The sequence below is a fragment of the Candidatus Pantoea floridensis genome (genome assembly GCF_900215435.1).
Classification (GTDB): Bacteria; Pseudomonadota; Gammaproteobacteria; order Enterobacterales; family Enterobacteriaceae; genus Pantoea; species Pantoea floridensis.
This window is the reverse complement of the sequence record NZ_OCMY01000002.1, coordinates 576,412-591,057: the sequence shown is the minus strand read 5'-3', so window position 1 is coordinate 591,057 and position 14,646 is coordinate 576,412. Positions and strand designations below refer to the sequence as shown.

Below are 14,646 nucleotides of genomic sequence, written 5' to 3'. Positions count from 1 at the left end.
CACCATGACGATGACACTGCAAGAAAAAAGGATTTTAGGCGCGTTTTACGGCCAGGCACTGGGGGACGCAATGGGCATGCCATCAGAGTTGTGGCCGCGATCCCGCGTAAAGCAACACTTCGGCTGGATCGACCGGTTTCTGCCCGGGCCGGCTGAAAATAATGCCGCCTGCTATTTTGGCCGTGCCTCTTTTACTGATGATACGTCGATGGCGCTGGCATTGGCCGATGCCATCGTAACTCACGAGGGCGAGATCAATGCGGAAACCATTGGAGCGAATATTTTGCAATGGGCGGAGGCGTTTGATGCGTTCAATAAGAACGTACTGGGGCCCACCTCCAAAATGGCGCTTAACGCGATGAAAGCTGGCACTCCAGTATCCCAGCTTGAAAACAACGGTATGACAAACGGTGCAGCGATGCGCGTTTCTCCGCTCGGCTGTCTGCTGCCTGCACATGATCTTTCAGCGTTTATTGATGCCGTCGCGCTGGCGTCGAGTCCAACGCATAAATCTGACGTAGCCATTTCCGGTGCGACAGTCATTGCCTGGGCGGTGTCCCGTGCCATTGACGGTGCGGGCTGGACATCCATTCGTGATGAGCTTCCCGCTATCGCACGTGCAGCGCAGGAAAAGCGGGTGACCACCTTTAGCGCTTCCATGGCGGCACGTTTGGAGCTGGCTTTGGATGTGGTGAAGCAGGGCAGGGGCGTGGAATCGACCATGCAGCAAATTTACGATCTGGTTGGCACTGGAACCAGCACCATTGAATCAGTGCCAGCAGCCATTGCCATGGTGGAACTGGCTGAGACCAATCCTAATCGTTGCGCGATCCTGTGTGCCAATCTCGGTGGTGATACCGACACCATCGGCGCGATGGCGGTCGCCATCTGTGGTGCGCTGAATGGCATCGATAGCATTGATAGCGAATTGAAAGCCGAGTTGGACGCCGCCAACGCACTGGATTTCACCCGCTATAGCGCCGCTTTCACCCGTTTCCGTCAGCAGCGGGAGGCCGCCTATGTTAACGCCTGACGATCTGGCGCGACTCGAAGGCCGTCTGCCGGTATGCGTGGTAGGTGCAGCGGTGGTTGATGTGATTGCAGATGCCTACTCATTGCCCCATCGAGGCAGCGATATTGAACTTCAGCAGCAGGGCGTCAATGTAGGCGGATGCGCGCTGAATGTGGCGATTACGCTGCATCGCCTGGGAATTCCATCAATCAACGCGCTGCCGCTGGGCACTGGCACCTGGGCCAGCATTATTCGTCAGAAACTAGCGGAATACGGTATTCACAGCGTGCTGGAAACGGCGAAAGGCGATAACGGTTGGTGCCTGGCGCTGGTTGAACCCGATGGTGAACGCACCTTTCTGTCGGTGAGCGGCGTGGAAAATCTGTGGGATGCAACGTTGCTCAGCACACTCCCGCAGCCGACCAATCGCTGGATCTATCTCTCCGGCTATCAACTGACCAGCAAAAGCAGTGATGTATTGATTGACTGGCTGCAGCAGCAAAGCCGACCTTATCAGCTGCTGGTGGATTTCGGCCCACGTCTGGCGGATATCGGCGATACACAGTTCGAGCAGATTATGGCATGCCATCCACTGATTACAGTGAACAGACAGGAGGCGGAACTGCTGTGGTATGAGCGCCTCGGCCAGCCTGAACCCTTTGATGCTCGGCAGTTGATGACGCGCTGGCAGCAACGTTTTGCTGGTGCAATGGTGGTGCGATTGGACAGCGAAGGTGCCGGTTTCGTTAACGCAGATACGCAAGGTTGGATCCCGGCGCTGGCTACCAACGTTGTGGATACCATCGGCGCAGGCGACAGCCACGCTGGTGGCTTATTGGCGGGACTGGCATCAGGCTGGTCACTGGCGGAAAGCGTTGCGCTGGGCAACGTGGTGGCCTCTTACGTGGTATCGCAGCGTGGCGGCGATTGTGCGCCCGATCGCGCCACGTTAAGCGCCTATTGGCAACAGCGTTTTACTCAGCAATAAACACGTACATATCGCTGCGGCAGTAGCTGATGCTGTACTCCAGCGGATTGCCCTGTGCGTCCATTGCCAGTTGCTTAATCACCAGAACAGGCACATTGGCGGGCAGGGCGATTTGCTGCTGGAGCGCCTCGTCCGGCATGCGAGCGCTTACTCGACTTTGCGATTTCACCGGCAGAATTTGCTGCTGGTGGAAGTAATCATAAAGCGAAATACCAATCGCATCCGCGTCGGCTATATAGCGCGCCGGTACCCAGGATTCTTCAACCGATACCGCTTGTTCGTCGACATAACGAATACGCTTGAGCAGATAGACATCGCTACCAATACTCAGCCCCAGCTTCTCAGCAATCTCAGCGCTACAGTGAATTTTGCTTTTGTTGATCCACACCGTATCAGGTTTTTTGCCGCGCAAAACCGCCTGCTGTGACAAACCCTTGGGTTCTTTCAGCGAATATTCGAATTGGCTGGAAATCTGCGTACCATAGCCGCGTGAGCGCAGCACCACGCCCTCTTTTTCCAGCGAATCCATGGCCTTACGCACGGTGATACGTGAGATGTTCAGCAGTTGGCTAAATTCGCGTTCGCTTGGCAGGATCTCCTCATGCACTAACATTCCCTCACGCACCGCATCTTTAATTGCGGTGGCGAAGCGTTTGTACAGCGGGGTACGGCTTTCATCGGCAAGGATTGAAGTCAGCCGCGAAAATAGTGCAGTTTGATTGGTCATAGCAAAATAGATCACTCATTCCAGTAAGCGGCAGAACGCTATGATACTGACTTTTCGGCGCGTGCGAAGCACTCGATTAGCATGGATATCACTAATAAATGCTTTAAAAACAATAAAAGCCCCAGCGGGGCTTTTCACACTTTAACTACTTTCACCGCTCGTCAAATGGCACGCCGCCTTTTGATTTATGGTGTTTTGGCGTTTCGATGATGGAAACCGTCACCGAATTGGCATCGATCTCAAACGAATCCGCCACCGCCGCGGTGACCGCTCGCAATAATTTCTTCTTCTGCTCAACCGTACGACCTTCCGCCGCATACACAACGATTTCGGGCATATCTGCATCTCCTTAATGGTGGATGTTCAGCATACCTCAGCGCAGGCCTGCCGTGCAGGGGCATTGCGATTAACGTTCAGGCGGTTGGCTGTCTCCGAGACCAAGTGAACGCTGCATCACCACGGTGTCGAGCCAGCGGCCATGTTTGAAACCGACCGACTTCATTATGCCAGTGTGCTCAAACCCGAGAGCGCGATGTAATCCCAGCGAGCCCTCATTGGCGCTATCGCCAATAATCGCGATGATCTGACGAAACCCCGCCGCTTCAGCCAGTGCGATGGCTTTTTGCAGCAGCGCACGTCCAATGCCTTTACCGGTTTGCTCCGTATCGAGATAAATCGAATCCTCCAGCGTAAATCGATAGGCATAGCGCGGGCGATACGGTGCCAGATAGCAGTAACCCAGCACGCGATCATTTTCCTGTGCCACCAGCCAAAACCCGCCGCGCTGCTGCACATCCAGCACGCGATTTTGCATTTCGCTTTCAGAGGGCGGCTCGGTTTCAAAGGTCGCAGTACCGTGTATTACGTGCCAGGCGTAGATTTTCTGAATGGCAGCAGCGTGATGAGGTCGAGCGGGAATGATGTCCATATGTTCCTGATTCTCAGCGTAGAAAATCACAGCATGCCATCAGGCCGCACGCTAATCACCGGGTTTAACAATAGGAAATTGTGATGGATTGATATTTTCGGGTGCGCATCAATGCGCACCTTACGATAGAGGGCCGCCCTTAATTCTGCTCCGACAACTGTACAGCCATTGTGTCCGCTTCTAATGCTTCGAATACATGCGGTTCGTCAGCGGGGTAGCAGATGTAGTCGCCGGGATGCAGTTCGACAGGTTCATCGCTGGGGCCCACCAGCGCCCGGCCGCGCGCAATAATGATATGTTCTACCGATCCCGGAGGATGAGGTTTTGAGGCGCGCGGTGCGCCAGGCTGGCTGGTAATCAGATAAAGATCGCGCCGTCCGCCGGGCGGACAGCTTGCCAGCAATGCAGCCTGATAATCCGCCATCTCTGCTGATACCACCATCCCTTCGCCCCGGCGAATCACCTGCAGGCGCTTAACTTCAGGCTCCATCAGCCGTGCAAAAGGTATGTTCAACGCCACGCAAAGTGCCCATAGCGTTTCGAGACTGGGATTCCCATTGCCCGCCTCAAGCTGTGAAAGCGTTGACTTAGCGATCCCCGCTCGGCGTGCTACTTCGGTTATCGATAGCCCCGCGCGCTGGCGTTCGCGCAATAATCCAACAGCAATAATGTCAATTGGCGTGGTCAAACCTGCTCCTGTTCTTTATATCGAACAATTTGTTCATCTTGTAAAACACTCGTGGTGCGTTCATTATAACGTCTTTCTTGTTCGATATGAGATGAAATTGTGATGCGTCTGGGTGCAGTGCCGCTTGATCGCGGTGTAATCAAAGCAATTATTCTGGTTTGTCTGGCCGATGGCATTGTCGGGCTCTCTTATGGTTCACTGGCGGCCGCTGAAGGTTTTCCGCTATGGGTACCCATTGCACTCTCAACCTTAGTGCTAGCGGGCGCGTCGGAATTTCTGTTTATCGGTATTGTCGCGGGCGGTGGTAGTCCACTGACGGCAGCCGCAGCGGGTTTACTGGTCAACGCCCGTCATCTGCCATTCGGTATCGCGGTAAAGGATTTAGTCGGCAAGGGCAGTCGCAGCCTGCTGGGCTGCCACATCATGAATGATGAAAGCGTCGTGTTTGGGATCTCCCAACCAAAGCTGGCTCAGCGTCGTGCGGCGTACTGGATTTGTGGATTAGGGATCTTCACTATCTGGCCGTTGACGGTCATCGGCGGTGCAGTGATCGGGCGCTTTATTCCTGATGTCTCGGCGATTGGTCTTGATGCGGTATTTCCAGCGATTTTGATCGCCCTGATTTTCCCGGCGTTGCGTCAGCGTCGCACGCTGATCCCAGCAACCCTTGGCACCGCATTATCCGTATTAGCAACGCCGTTTGTTCCTGCTGGCATGCCGGTGCTGTTTTCACTGCTGGGCTTACTCAGCTGGCGGGAGCGTAAAAATGCAAAATAATCTGATCGTTGCTGGCATAGCGCTGCTGGCGGTAGGAACGTATGCCATCCGCTTTGCCGGTTATCGCCTGGGAAGCCGCATGCAGATGTCCGATCGCGCGCGCAATATGCTTTCGGACGCGGCCACGGTTTTGCTGCTGGCGGTGGCGGTGACGACGGCGCTATTTGAAGGTACCCACTTCGCCGGCGTGGCGCGCATCTCAGGCGTATTGTTTGCGGTATTTCTCGCCTGGCGCCGCACACCATTGATTCTGGTGATCATTGGCGCGGCGTTGATGACCGCCTTGCTGCGTTATTTAGGCGTCCCCTGATAATTTTGCTACTGTGAAGCATCACAGATTAATAGCCATCAGGAGGAGCAATGAAACCGCGTTTAGCCCGCTGCGATGAAACCGCCGCGCTGTGGCGCATTCGTAATCTCGCCATTCGCCACGGTTGCCAATCGGTTTATCCGGCTGACGTTATCGCGGCATGGACGCCCGATACGTTACCCCTCGGCTATTTCGAGGCGGTGAAAAGCAATCCGTTTTACGTTATCGATGATCCGGAACACGGCGTGGCTGCGACCGGTTTTCTCGATCTCCACAGCGGCAGCGTTGAAGCCATATTTACGCTGCCCGCCTGCAACGGCAAAGGTTACGCTAGCGCTATCATGCAGGCGATTATCGATGAAGCGAAAAAGCGCGGTTTCTCCCAACTGACGCTGGCCGCCACCCCTAATGCCAGTAGTTTCTATCAGCGCCACGGTTTTAGCGTGGTGCGCGAAGCGCTTTATCCCTCAACGCTGGCCCAGGCCGATCTCGCCTGCGTTGAAATGGTTCGCGATCTTTAAGGCTATTATGATTCAAGGTGCAAACAACAAGGACCGGCCAAATATGGTAATCAACTGCGTCGCCTATCGTCACGGCAAGCGCGAAGAGCATGTCGATGTCGCCGACATTAGCGAAGTGCTCAAAGAGGAAAACTCCTTCGTCTGGATGGGGTTATATCAGCCCGACCCGGCCTTTATGCAGACGCTGCAACAGGAATTCAGCCTGCATGAACTGGCGATCGAAGATGCGCTGGTGGCACATCAGCGACCCAAGATTGAACAGTATGGCGATTCCGTGTTCATCGTGGTGAAAACTGCACATATGGACGATCTACAACGCATCAGCTTTGGCGAAACCCACTTCTTCTTAGGTAAAAACTTCCTGATCACCGTGCGTCATGGTTCATCAGAGGGCTATGCGGAAATTCGCAGCAAAGCAGAGAAAAATCACGCGATGTTGTGTGGCGGACCGGGCTATGCGCTCTACTGTATTCTTGATTTCATTGTCGATAATTACAGCAAAATCACCGAATCACTGAATGAGCGCATTGGTGGACTTGAAGAGGGGATGTTTACTACCCGCTTCGACAGCGATGCGCTACAAAATGTATATCATCTGCGGCGTGAACTGCTGGCGCTGCGCAACGCGGCGCTGCCAGTGACTGAAATCTGCCAGCAGCTGGTGCGCTTCCATGAAGATATCATTCCGAAAAATCTGCGCGCCTATCTACGTGATGTGCAGGATCATGCGCATCACGTAATGATCGATGCCGAAGACATGCGTGAGATGCTCACCAGCGCCATGCAGGTGAATCTGGCGCTGGTATCTGTGCAGCAAAGTGAAGTGAATAAAAAACTTGCCGGCTGGGGTGCAATTCTGATCGTACCGACAATTATCTTCAGCATGTATGGCATGAACTTCCCCGATATGCCCGAATTGCATACCCACTTTGGCTATCCGGCGGTGGTGGGCGTAACGGTAGTGATTTGTTGTGTGATGTGGTGGCGGCTGAAAAAAGCGAGTTGGCTGTAACGCATCAGACGCTTTTTTATTCAGACTTTTTTATTATCACAGCGGTCTGCAATGGACCGCTCAGGACGTGTTCCGCTGCTTGCCACGCAAAATAACGTCACCGCTGCACAAAGCGAAAAACTGAGGGCGGATACGGCTTTAAAAAATGACTCTTCATTTTTTCGTCACCTTGCTGTCATTTTTACCGGTTTTTAGCCATCGGCTTTTCCTATTACTGCACCCTGATAAAAACAACATATCCCACATTAGTCACACTGTGCGGGCTTGATTCGCACATCAACACTTGCCACTATCGTCTCATTATTGAGGCGAAAGGCAGGGCGTTAAAATGGCGGTTGAACCTAATTTATCGCAGAGCGTGCCCGATGTTCTTGGCGCATCGCAGCAAATGCACGCGGGTGAGCTCAGCAGTGAGGCATTGGTTGCGCGCTGCCTGGAAAACATAAAAACCCACAATCCCACATTGAATGCGTTTGGCGATGTTTACGCTGAGCAAGCGCTTGAAGACGCGCATCAATGTGACCTGGAGCGTCAGCAGGGCGTGCTGCGTGGACCTTTACATGGCATCCCTTTTGGCATCAAAGATCTGTTTTCAACAGCTGGCCTGCGCACGACCAAAGGCTCGCTGACCTCACTTGATAATGTTCCCGACAGTGACGCGCCAATCATTGCGCGTCTCAAGCAAGCGGGAGCCATCCTTATTGGCAAAACCGCGACCACCGAATTTGGCTGGACGGGGTCGAGCTATTCACGGGTTTTTGGCCACGGTCGTAATCCCTGGGATCCCCGGCTTACCAGCGGCGGCTCCAGCTCGGGTTCGGCAATTAGCGTGGCGGCACGCATGGTGCCTGCGGCACTCGGTTCGGATGGCGGGGGATCGGTCCGAATTCCCGGGGCCTTTTGCGGCATTTTTGCACTTAAAGCGTCGCTGGGGCGCATTCCCACCTGGCCATGGTCCGCCACTGAAATGCTCAGCCATGCCGGGCCGATGACGCGTACGGTACGCGATAGCGCACTGCTGTTTGATCTGCTCTCCGGTCCGGATGCACGCGACCATCAGGCGCTGCCCGCTAAAACCGAATCCTGGCTGGAGCGCTGTGATGCGCCGTTAGCCCCGCTGCGGGTGCGCTACAGCCCAACGCTGTTTAATACGCCGGTGGACGATCGTATTGCCGCCTGTGTTGAGCAGGCCGTTGAACATATTGCGCATGCCTTACCGGTCACGCTGACCGCCCGTTCGCTGGAGTGGTCAACGCCATTCGATACCTTTGATACGTTGTGGAGCGGCGGCCGGGGTGTTGCTTACGGTGCAGCCTTAAAACAGCAGCTAGACAAACTCGATCCCGGCTTTGCTGCATTAATAGAACGCGCGCAGCATCTCGATCTGGCTGATTATCTTGCGGCACAAAAACAGCGTGCGGCTTTCGCCAATCAGGTACATGCGCTGTTCGATGAGGTGGATTTGCTGATTACGCCTACGTTGCCGATTTTGCCTTTTGCTGCCGATCGCCACGTGCCGGAAACGCAACCTGCGGGTGAGAGCGGCGTGGAGTGGGCGCGCTGGACGCCCTTTACCTGGCCGTTCAATTTGAGTGGTAATCCCGCTGCCACCCTACCCTGCGGATTTACCCCTGAAGGTCTACCGGTGGGATTGCAGGTTGTTGGCCGGCGTTACGCCGAAGCGGATGTCCTGCAGTTCTGCGCGGCGCTGGAAGCGTTGATGCCGTGGGACCAGCATTGCCCTGCGCTCTAACCGTCGCGAGCGGATTAATCGCGTGTTGGCAAAGCGGAGATCAACTTACAGGTATACTTGGTTTTTTCTCCGCAAAACATAAGGGTAAGCATGATCAATCAGCCGCGACTCGATGAAATTAAACGGATTTTGAGCCACGAAAAACGGGTGCGCGTGACCGAGCTGGCGCAAAAGTTTGTGGTCTCGGAAGAGACTATTCGACGTGATTTGAAGTTTCTTGAAGAGCAGGGCGTATTACGGCGAGTGCACGGTGGGGCCATTTTGCCGGTCTCCAGCGAGGAGCAGCCGCTGCAAATTCGCAGCCGTATCAAACCGCGGGCGAAAGTGCGAATTGGACAGTTAGCCAGCGATCTGGTGGAGGAGGGGATGGCACTATTTCTTGATACGGGCACCTCAACCCTGGCGCTGGCACAGCAGTTAACGCGCTTTTCGCGTCTGAAAATTATTACTAATTCGATGGATATCGCCGCGTTGCTAACGCAACAAAGCGAGAACGCTGTGACGCTAACACCAGGGCGCGTTCGGCGAAATGATAACGCACTGATTGGCCCCCATACGCTGGAGTTTGCCCGGCAGTTTCACTACGACATCGCTTTCATGGGCATTGGCGCAGTGGATCGGGAAAACGGCTTTATGGACTACGAAGAGCCTGAGGCGTTGTTACGGCGCGTGCTGAGCACGCACTGCCGTCAGAGTGTGATTCTGGCGGATGAAGGCAAATTTGGACTGCGAACCTTTGTGAATACGCTGCCGTTTAGCGCGGTCGACACCTTAGTGACCAATGCGCCTCCTGCGGCAGCTTTTGTAGCGAGTCTGGAGAATGCACATGTCAACATCCTCCATCCCGGCACGGCCGCGGATGACATCACAAGACTATCAGGCGTTTGACGCGCTTTTCGCGCTGAGCAGCAGCATTGGTTCCACTGACGCGGGTGGTCTGCATCGTCTTACTGCTTCGGCTGCGGATAAACAGATGCGCGATGCCTTTTGCCTCTGGCTGAAGCAGCAGGGATTTTCGGTTCATGTCGACGAAATTGGCAATATTTTTGGCTTAATGACGCTGGTTGAAGGAGCGCCGTGGATCCTGTGCGGCTCACATCTTGACAGTCAACCGCAGGGCGGACGATTCGATGGCGCATACGGCGTAACCGGCGCAGCAGCCACTATCGCGGCGCTGGTGCGTCAGTTAAGCGAAAAACCAGCGCGTAATCTGGCGGTAGTAAACTGGACCAACGAAGAGGGCGCGCGATTTCAACCCAGCTTAACCGGGAGTTCTGTCTTTACTGGCGCACTGTCGCTTAAACACGCGCTGGCCTGTGAAGATGCTGAAGGTGTGACATTGCAAGCCGCACTGCGCAGCATTGGCTATGACGGTAACGCATTGCCCCCGCTGCCGTTAGCGGCTTACCTCGAGTTGCATGTTGAACAAGGTCCACATCTTGAGCAACAGCAAAAACAGATTGGGGTAGTAACGGAAACCTGGGCAGCACTGAAGTGGCAGGTGACCTTTCGCGGCGAACAAAATCACACCGGTCCGGCATTGATGTCGCGCCGACGCGATGCGCTGTTAGCTGCGGCACTGACCATTGTAGCGGTGCGCGCTGAAGCCGATCGCCACGGCGAGGTACTACATACTTCGGTTGGCCGTCTGGAAACGGCGCCCAATTCACCTAACGTGGTGACCCGTGAAGCAACGCTGTTTATCGAATTTCGTTCTGTTGATGAAGCACTGCTGCAGCAACTACGTGACAGCTTCAGTCAGCAGATGCAATCCATTGCCCAGCAAACCGCGACGGATGTCAGCCTCGACCGCGCACAATTTCGTCCGCGTCAGCAGTTGGATAACAGCCTCAGTCAGCTGGCGCTGGCGCAGGCGGAAAAACTGGGATTCAGCGCCATGCCAATGCGCAGTGTCGCGGGGCATGATGCCATCAGCCTGAGCTATCACTGCCCCAGCGCGTTGCTGTTTGTCCCGAGCGTGAATGGGCTTTCGCATAACGAACGGGAATTTACCGCCGAGCAAGATCTGCATCGCGGATTAGATGTGCTGATGGCGATGCTCAGTGAACTCAGCTTAGCGCCGGAGGCCGCAGAATGATGGGACGTTTAGAGCAGGCGCTGGCGCGCTGGCAGCCTTCACAACGCGTGGTGATAGCGCCGGGTACCGCAGGTGTGGCTTCGCCGCATCGCTTAGCAACGGAGTGGGCGGGATTTTATGTTACAGCGTCGGAGACACGCTATTACGCCAAAGTCCTGTTTGATGATCAAAAATCGCTGATCGACCTGCAGCGCACCACGGAAATTAGCCGCCAGGCGGGAGAACTGGGCATTGCGCCAGCACTCTGTCACGTTGACGCCGATTTAGGTGTGCTGATTTTTGCGGCGCTGGATGCCGATTATCGCTGGGCGAAGCTGGAGACCTTCCGCGATCCGCGTCACTTTAGCGCGCTCACTCGTACCCTGGATAAACTGCATCACGCCGGTTTACCGCTGCCAAGCCAGCAGCGTCAGCAGGATATGTTGCAGCTGCGTCAGCACATTGCCCGGCAAAATGTGGTGTTACCGGACGACCTCCTTTGGCTCGGCGAGTGTGTTGATTTGGCCTGGCAGGCACTGAATGCTGTGCCGTATCAGCCCGTGCTGATTCACGGCGACAATATTGCCAGCAACTGGATGATCAACAGCAAAGGCGACTGGCAAATGCTGGATTTTGATTATGCTGCGCAGGGCGATGCCTGGTACGATATTGCTACTTTGATCCACGAACAGTTGCCCACTGACGATCGCTGGCGCGATGCAATTCGTGCCTGGCGTGGCGCCTGTAGCGAAGCGGATGTCGCGCGCTGCCGCCTGTACGCGCTGGTTGATGATTATCACTGGACGCTGTGGGGCATGTTGAACGGCAGCATCAGTTCTCGTGGTCTTGAGTTTGCCAAGCTAGGGCAATGGATGCTGCTGCGCTGTCGACAAAGCGCCAGCGATCCTCGTTTTGAACGATGGTTAACCCTAACGGCGGAGGCAGCATGATGAGCAAACGTCCCGGAGAAGCTCAAAACTGGCAGGAACAGCGCGTAGAGCAGGCAATTGCAGCCATGCCAGAATGGCAGGGCAGAGCGGTACATTATCGTCCGGTCAGCGGCGGAATTTCCAACGCAAACTGGCATGTCTCAGTCGACGGTGCGCCGTGCGCCTACTTTGTCAAAATTCCCGGCGAAGGCACCGAACGCTTTATTAACCGCGAAACCGCACATGAAGCGAGCCTGAAAGCCGCACAAACCGGTTACGGCGTGCCGGTGGTGGCCTTTCTACGCGAGTTAGGTGTTGAAGTCTTCGAATTTATTGATGGCTGGCGCGCCTCGTCTAATCTCGATTTTCAGCAGCCGGCCATTCGTCATCGCGCGCTGCATGGGCTGAAAAGCTTTAACGATCAGCCTTTGCTCAAGCAGAACAAAACGGTGTTCGACATGCTCAACGAACACATTGAACAAGTCAAAGCGCTCAATGTGGTCTTTACAGCAGAGGCGATATGGCTGCACAAACAAGCCGAGCGAGCACAACAGGCGTTAGAGGCCGCCGGTTTGGATTTAGTACCCTGCATGAACGATACGCTTGCCGGCAATTTCATGCTCAATGCGCAGCAGGATATTCGGCTGGTGGATTTCGAATATGCGTCAAATAACGATCGTTGCTATGAATTAGCATTGTGGTTTGGCGAAATGTTTTTCACACCGCAAATTGAACACGAATTACTGGAAGATTATTTTGGCAAAGTGGATAGCGCTTTATTTGCGCGCGTGCAGATCCATAAATATCTTGCCGATATGAAGTGGTCTACCTGGGCTATTATTCAGCATCATGTGGCAGATATTGATTTTGATTTTTCAAAATATGGTGCCTGGAAGAATTTACGCGCTCGCAGTGTATTACATCATCCCGACTGGGAGAATTGGCTGCGAGCGGTATAAACCGCCGGTCGCCACACTGGGTGTACATTCATAGGCACCTGCTATTCAATCTGTTTTAGCTTGAAGTGTTTTAAGTTCACCAGGAAGATGCTGTTTTCAGCAGGTAAGGGAGTGCGCAAACCGTCAATAAACGTTGAGGAGATCGCTATGAGTTCGATGGTCATCGGGCAACAACTGCGCGCCCGCATAAGTATTAAAAATAAAGTCTTTTCCATCTATCTGCTTGCATTATTACTGTTAGCGCTTTGCCCACCACTTTATTTAAGTGTAAGTGGCAGCAGCGCTCTGTTTCTTGGGATTCCGCTACCGATTATTTACTGGCTGGCGATAGCCGTATTTTTAGGTATTGGTTTATGGGTAATGTATCTCGCGGAATGCGCATTTGGTGAAATTCCGGCCGATGAGGAAGTATCATGAAAATCAGTGCGGCAGAACCCCACTACGTCATTACTTTCGGCATGATTGGCCTATTTCTGGCCATCATGATCGCGGTGCTTTATGCCACCAATCGTAAAAGCACGTCATTTTCCGATTATGCCGTCGGCGGGCGCTCGTACGGGCCGTGGTATATCGCCATGAGCTATACCAACTCATGGTGGCCGGGCGCAACCTTTACCGCGTTCTTCGCCCTGTCGGTCAGTGGCGTGATCGGTTTTTACGGTGCGGTTTACTCCACGTTAGGCGTAACGGCGATGTATTTGATGGCGCGTCGCGCGTGGAAATGGGGGCAACACTTTAACCTGACCACGCAACCCGATCTGCTGGGCATGCGCTTCAACAGTCCGGCAGTGAAACGCGTGGCGTCAATCATCGGCATTATCTGCGTATTCCCGTGGGTGGTCATGGGGATTCAGGCTCTCGCGCTACTGGTTGAATTCGCCAGTTTTGGCCGCTGGGGCGTCACCACTTGCCTAATCGCAGGCGTATTGTTGATTCTGGTGCGGCAGTACTGGACGGTGAGCATGGGCATGCGTGGGCTGATCATGACCGATATGTATCAGGGCATTATCGCTTACGGGCTGGGCGCGTTGGTGTGTGTCATCCTGCTATTTAGCGGCGATCACGGTTTTGGTCAACTCGCCTCGCTGCCACCGGCAATGCTGCAAATTCCAGGTGCGGAAGGCTCGCATTACGGTCCGTGGTACATGTTCAGCCTGATCTTCACCGGCGTTATCGGATCGATGTGCTGGCCGATGAGCTTCCAGCGCATCTATACCGCCAGCGGTATTCGCGCAGTGAAGAAAGGTACGCTGCTGACTATTCTGCTGGTGGGCGGTTTCTACGCCATCCTGATGCTGTTTGCGACCGCGGTGAGCCAGGATGCAAACGTGCAGGCCAATCCACAAAACGGCTTCTTTACCGCGTTGTTCGATCAAGGCGGCCCGTGGCTGCTGGCAATCGCCCTAGTGATTGTGCTGGCGGCAAGCATTGGTCACGTGGATGGGTGTGTGCAGGTATGTGGCACGCAGTTCGCCAATGATCTCGCCACCTGGAATAAACCGCGAAGCGATCGTCAGTTAACGGTGCTGGCGAAATCAGGCATGGTGGTGTTTATTGTCGCCGCCGCGTTGCTGGCTTATTTCACCTTTAACTATTCGCGGTTGCAGCTGCTGGCGCAGATCTCGTATCAGGGCATTATTCAGCTGGCGGTACCGCTGTTCTTCGGCATCTTTAGTCGTTTTGGCAACAAGCAAGGCGCGCTGCTCGGCATGATGAGCGGCATCATTATCGCCATTGTGCTGACGGTATTCTATCCGGATGACATACCGGCTCTGGGTTCACTGACCAGCGGCATTGTCGGTCTGGCGGGTAACGTCGCGGTGTTTGTGATCTGCGGCCTGCTGATCCCGGTTGATGCTAAAGAGAAAGAGCGGGTGGCAGCACTGTTTGCACTGGCAGACGGTGTGAAACAGCCGCAGGCCAAACCCCTGCTGAATTAATCCATTGCGTTCCTTTGAAAAGCAA

At 54.5% G+C, this 14,646-nt stretch carries 17 protein-coding genes; 13 read left to right on the top strand and 4 right to left on the bottom strand.

Annotated features, from left to right (window positions below; genetic code table 11):
* Positions 1 to 16: 16 nt before the first annotated feature.
* Positions 17 to 1,033 (top strand): ADP-ribosylglycohydrolase family protein, encoded by a 1,017-nt coding sequence (locus CRO19_RS23375; RefSeq protein WP_320204540.1) that lies wholly within the window; start codon positions 17 to 19, stop codon positions 1,031 to 1,033.
* A complete protein-coding gene (locus tag CRO19_RS23370; protein WP_097098215.1) occupies positions 1,020 to 2,000 on the top strand; it encodes a PfkB family carbohydrate kinase in 981 nt (326 codons plus the stop codon). Before CRO19_RS23375 ends, CRO19_RS23370 begins: the two co-directional genes overlap by 14 nt.
* Here CRO19_RS23370 and CRO19_RS23365 read toward each other — a convergent pair.
* The 4 genes from CRO19_RS23365 to CRO19_RS23350 form a co-directional block, all read right to left on the bottom strand.
* A complete protein-coding gene (locus CRO19_RS23365) occupies positions 1,987 to 2,727 on the bottom strand; it encodes a GntR family transcriptional regulator (RefSeq protein WP_097098214.1) in 741 nt (246 codons plus the stop codon). The genes CRO19_RS23370 and CRO19_RS23365 overlap by 14 nt on opposite strands.
* 151 nt (positions 2,728 to 2,878) lie before the next feature.
* Positions 2,879 to 3,064: a tautomerase family protein gene (locus tag CRO19_RS23360; protein ID WP_007886101.1), complete on the bottom strand. Its 186-nt coding sequence runs from the start codon at positions 3,062 to 3,064 to the stop codon at positions 2,879 to 2,881.
* Positions 3,065 to 3,133: 69 nt separating this feature from the next.
* Positions 3,134 to 3,655 carry a GNAT family N-acetyltransferase gene (locus CRO19_RS23355; protein WP_097098213.1) on the bottom strand — a complete coding sequence of 174 codons (522 nt, stop codon included), beginning with the start codon at positions 3,653 to 3,655 and terminating at the stop codon, positions 3,134 to 3,136.
* A gap of 139 nt (positions 3,656 to 3,794) precedes the next feature.
* Positions 3,795 to 4,343, bottom strand: coding sequence for a helix-turn-helix domain-containing protein (locus CRO19_RS23350; RefSeq protein ID WP_097098212.1), 549 nt, complete (start codon positions 4,341 to 4,343; stop codon positions 3,795 to 3,797).
* A gap of 102 nt (positions 4,344 to 4,445) precedes the next feature.
* Between CRO19_RS23350 and CRO19_RS23345 the strand changes: the two genes are divergently transcribed.
* The 11 genes from CRO19_RS23345 (at position 4,446) to CRO19_RS23295 (ending at position 14,621) form a co-directional block, all read left to right on the top strand.
* Positions 4,446 to 5,120, top strand: coding sequence for an AzlC family ABC transporter permease (locus CRO19_RS23345; RefSeq protein ID WP_097098211.1), 675 nt, complete (start codon positions 4,446 to 4,448; stop codon positions 5,118 to 5,120).
* Positions 5,110 to 5,430, top strand: coding sequence for an AzlD domain-containing protein (locus tag CRO19_RS23340; RefSeq protein ID WP_097098210.1), 321 nt, complete (start codon positions 5,110 to 5,112; stop codon positions 5,428 to 5,430). Before CRO19_RS23345 ends, CRO19_RS23340 begins: the two co-directional genes overlap by 11 nt.
* Positions 5,431 to 5,480: 50 nt before the next feature.
* Entirely contained in the window at positions 5,481 to 5,951 is a 471-nt protein-coding gene (locus CRO19_RS23335; protein ID WP_097098209.1) for a GNAT family N-acetyltransferase, read from the top strand.
* A 43-nt stretch (positions 5,952 to 5,994) separates the two neighbouring features.
* Positions 5,995 to 6,963 carry a magnesium/cobalt transporter CorA gene (gene corA / locus CRO19_RS23330; protein ID WP_097098208.1) on the top strand — a complete coding sequence of 323 codons (969 nt, stop codon included), beginning with the start codon at positions 5,995 to 5,997 and terminating at the stop codon, positions 6,961 to 6,963.
* A gap of 328 nt (positions 6,964 to 7,291) precedes the next feature.
* Positions 7,292 to 8,716, top strand: a complete 1,425-nt coding sequence (locus tag CRO19_RS23325) for an amidase (RefSeq protein ID WP_097098207.1) — start codon at positions 7,292 to 7,294, stop codon at positions 8,714 to 8,716.
* Between the two features lie 90 nt (positions 8,717 to 8,806).
* A complete protein-coding gene (locus CRO19_RS23320; protein ID WP_097098206.1) occupies positions 8,807 to 9,604 on the top strand; it encodes a DeoR/GlpR family DNA-binding transcription regulator in 798 nt (265 codons plus the stop codon).
* The gene (locus tag CRO19_RS23315; RefSeq protein ID WP_097098205.1) at positions 9,543 to 10,814 is read left to right on the top strand and encodes a Zn-dependent hydrolase; all 1,272 of its coding nucleotides are present in this window, start codon (positions 9,543 to 9,545) and stop codon (positions 10,812 to 10,814) included. The genes CRO19_RS23320 and CRO19_RS23315 overlap by 62 nt, the downstream gene beginning before the upstream one ends.
* Positions 10,811 to 11,743: a phosphotransferase gene (locus CRO19_RS23310; protein ID WP_097098204.1), complete on the top strand. Its 933-nt coding sequence runs from the start codon at positions 10,811 to 10,813 to the stop codon at positions 11,741 to 11,743. The genes CRO19_RS23315 and CRO19_RS23310 overlap by 4 nt, the downstream gene beginning before the upstream one ends.
* Positions 11,740 to 12,681, top strand: coding sequence for a choline kinase family protein (locus CRO19_RS23305; RefSeq protein ID WP_320204530.1), 942 nt, complete (start codon positions 11,740 to 11,742; stop codon positions 12,679 to 12,681). Before CRO19_RS23310 ends, CRO19_RS23305 begins: the two co-directional genes overlap by 4 nt.
* Before the next feature lie 147 nt (positions 12,682 to 12,828).
* A complete protein-coding gene (locus tag CRO19_RS23300; RefSeq protein WP_097098203.1) occupies positions 12,829 to 13,098 on the top strand; it encodes a hypothetical protein in 270 nt (89 codons plus the stop codon).
* Positions 13,095 to 14,621 (top strand): sodium:solute symporter family protein, encoded by a 1,527-nt coding sequence (locus CRO19_RS23295; RefSeq protein WP_097098202.1) that lies wholly within the window; start codon positions 13,095 to 13,097, stop codon positions 14,619 to 14,621. The genes CRO19_RS23300 and CRO19_RS23295 overlap by 4 nt, the downstream gene beginning before the upstream one ends.
* Positions 14,622 to 14,646 lie beyond the last annotated feature (25 nt).

Excerpts from the sequence above, each read along its gene's own strand:
- CRO19_RS23335 (WP_097098209.1), top strand. The coding sequence starts at position 5,481 with ATGAAACCGCGTTTAGCCCGCTGCGATGAAACCGCCGCGCTGTGGCGC.
- CRO19_RS23365 (WP_097098214.1), bottom strand. The coding sequence starts at position 2,727 with ATGACCAATCAAACTGCACTATTTTCGCGGCTGACTTCAATCCTTGCC.
- CRO19_RS23340 (WP_097098210.1), top strand. The coding sequence starts at position 5,110 with ATGCAAAATAATCTGATCGTTGCTGGCATAGCGCTGCTGGCGGTAGGA.
- CRO19_RS23315 (WP_097098205.1), top strand. The coding sequence starts at position 9,543 with ATGTCAACATCCTCCATCCCGGCACGGCCGCGGATGACATCACAAGAC.
- CRO19_RS23325 (WP_097098207.1), top strand. The coding sequence starts at position 7,292 with ATGGCGGTTGAACCTAATTTATCGCAGAGCGTGCCCGATGTTCTTGGC.
- CRO19_RS23370 (WP_097098215.1), top strand. The coding sequence starts at position 1,020 with ATGTTAACGCCTGACGATCTGGCGCGACTCGAAGGCCGTCTGCCGGTA.
- CRO19_RS23300 (WP_097098203.1), top strand. The coding sequence starts at position 12,829 with ATGAGTTCGATGGTCATCGGGCAACAACTGCGCGCCCGCATAAGTATT.
- CRO19_RS23310 (WP_097098204.1), top strand. The coding sequence starts at position 10,811 with ATGATGGGACGTTTAGAGCAGGCGCTGGCGCGCTGGCAGCCTTCACAA.
- CRO19_RS23320 (WP_097098206.1), top strand. The coding sequence starts at position 8,807 with ATGATCAATCAGCCGCGACTCGATGAAATTAAACGGATTTTGAGCCAC.
- CRO19_RS23295 (WP_097098202.1), top strand. The coding sequence starts at position 13,095 with ATGAAAATCAGTGCGGCAGAACCCCACTACGTCATTACTTTCGGCATG.
- CRO19_RS23345 (WP_097098211.1), top strand. The coding sequence starts at position 4,446 with ATGCGTCTGGGTGCAGTGCCGCTTGATCGCGGTGTAATCAAAGCAATT.
- CRO19_RS23360 (WP_007886101.1), bottom strand. The coding sequence starts at position 3,064 with ATGCCCGAAATCGTTGTGTATGCGGCGGAAGGTCGTACGGTTGAGCAG.
- CRO19_RS23305 (WP_320204530.1), top strand. The coding sequence starts at position 11,740 with ATGATGAGCAAACGTCCCGGAGAAGCTCAAAACTGGCAGGAACAGCGC.
- CRO19_RS23355 (WP_097098213.1), bottom strand. The coding sequence starts at position 3,655 with ATGGACATCATTCCCGCTCGACCTCATCACGCTGCTGCCATTCAGAAA.
- corA (WP_097098208.1), top strand. The coding sequence starts at position 5,995 with ATGGTAATCAACTGCGTCGCCTATCGTCACGGCAAGCGCGAAGAGCAT.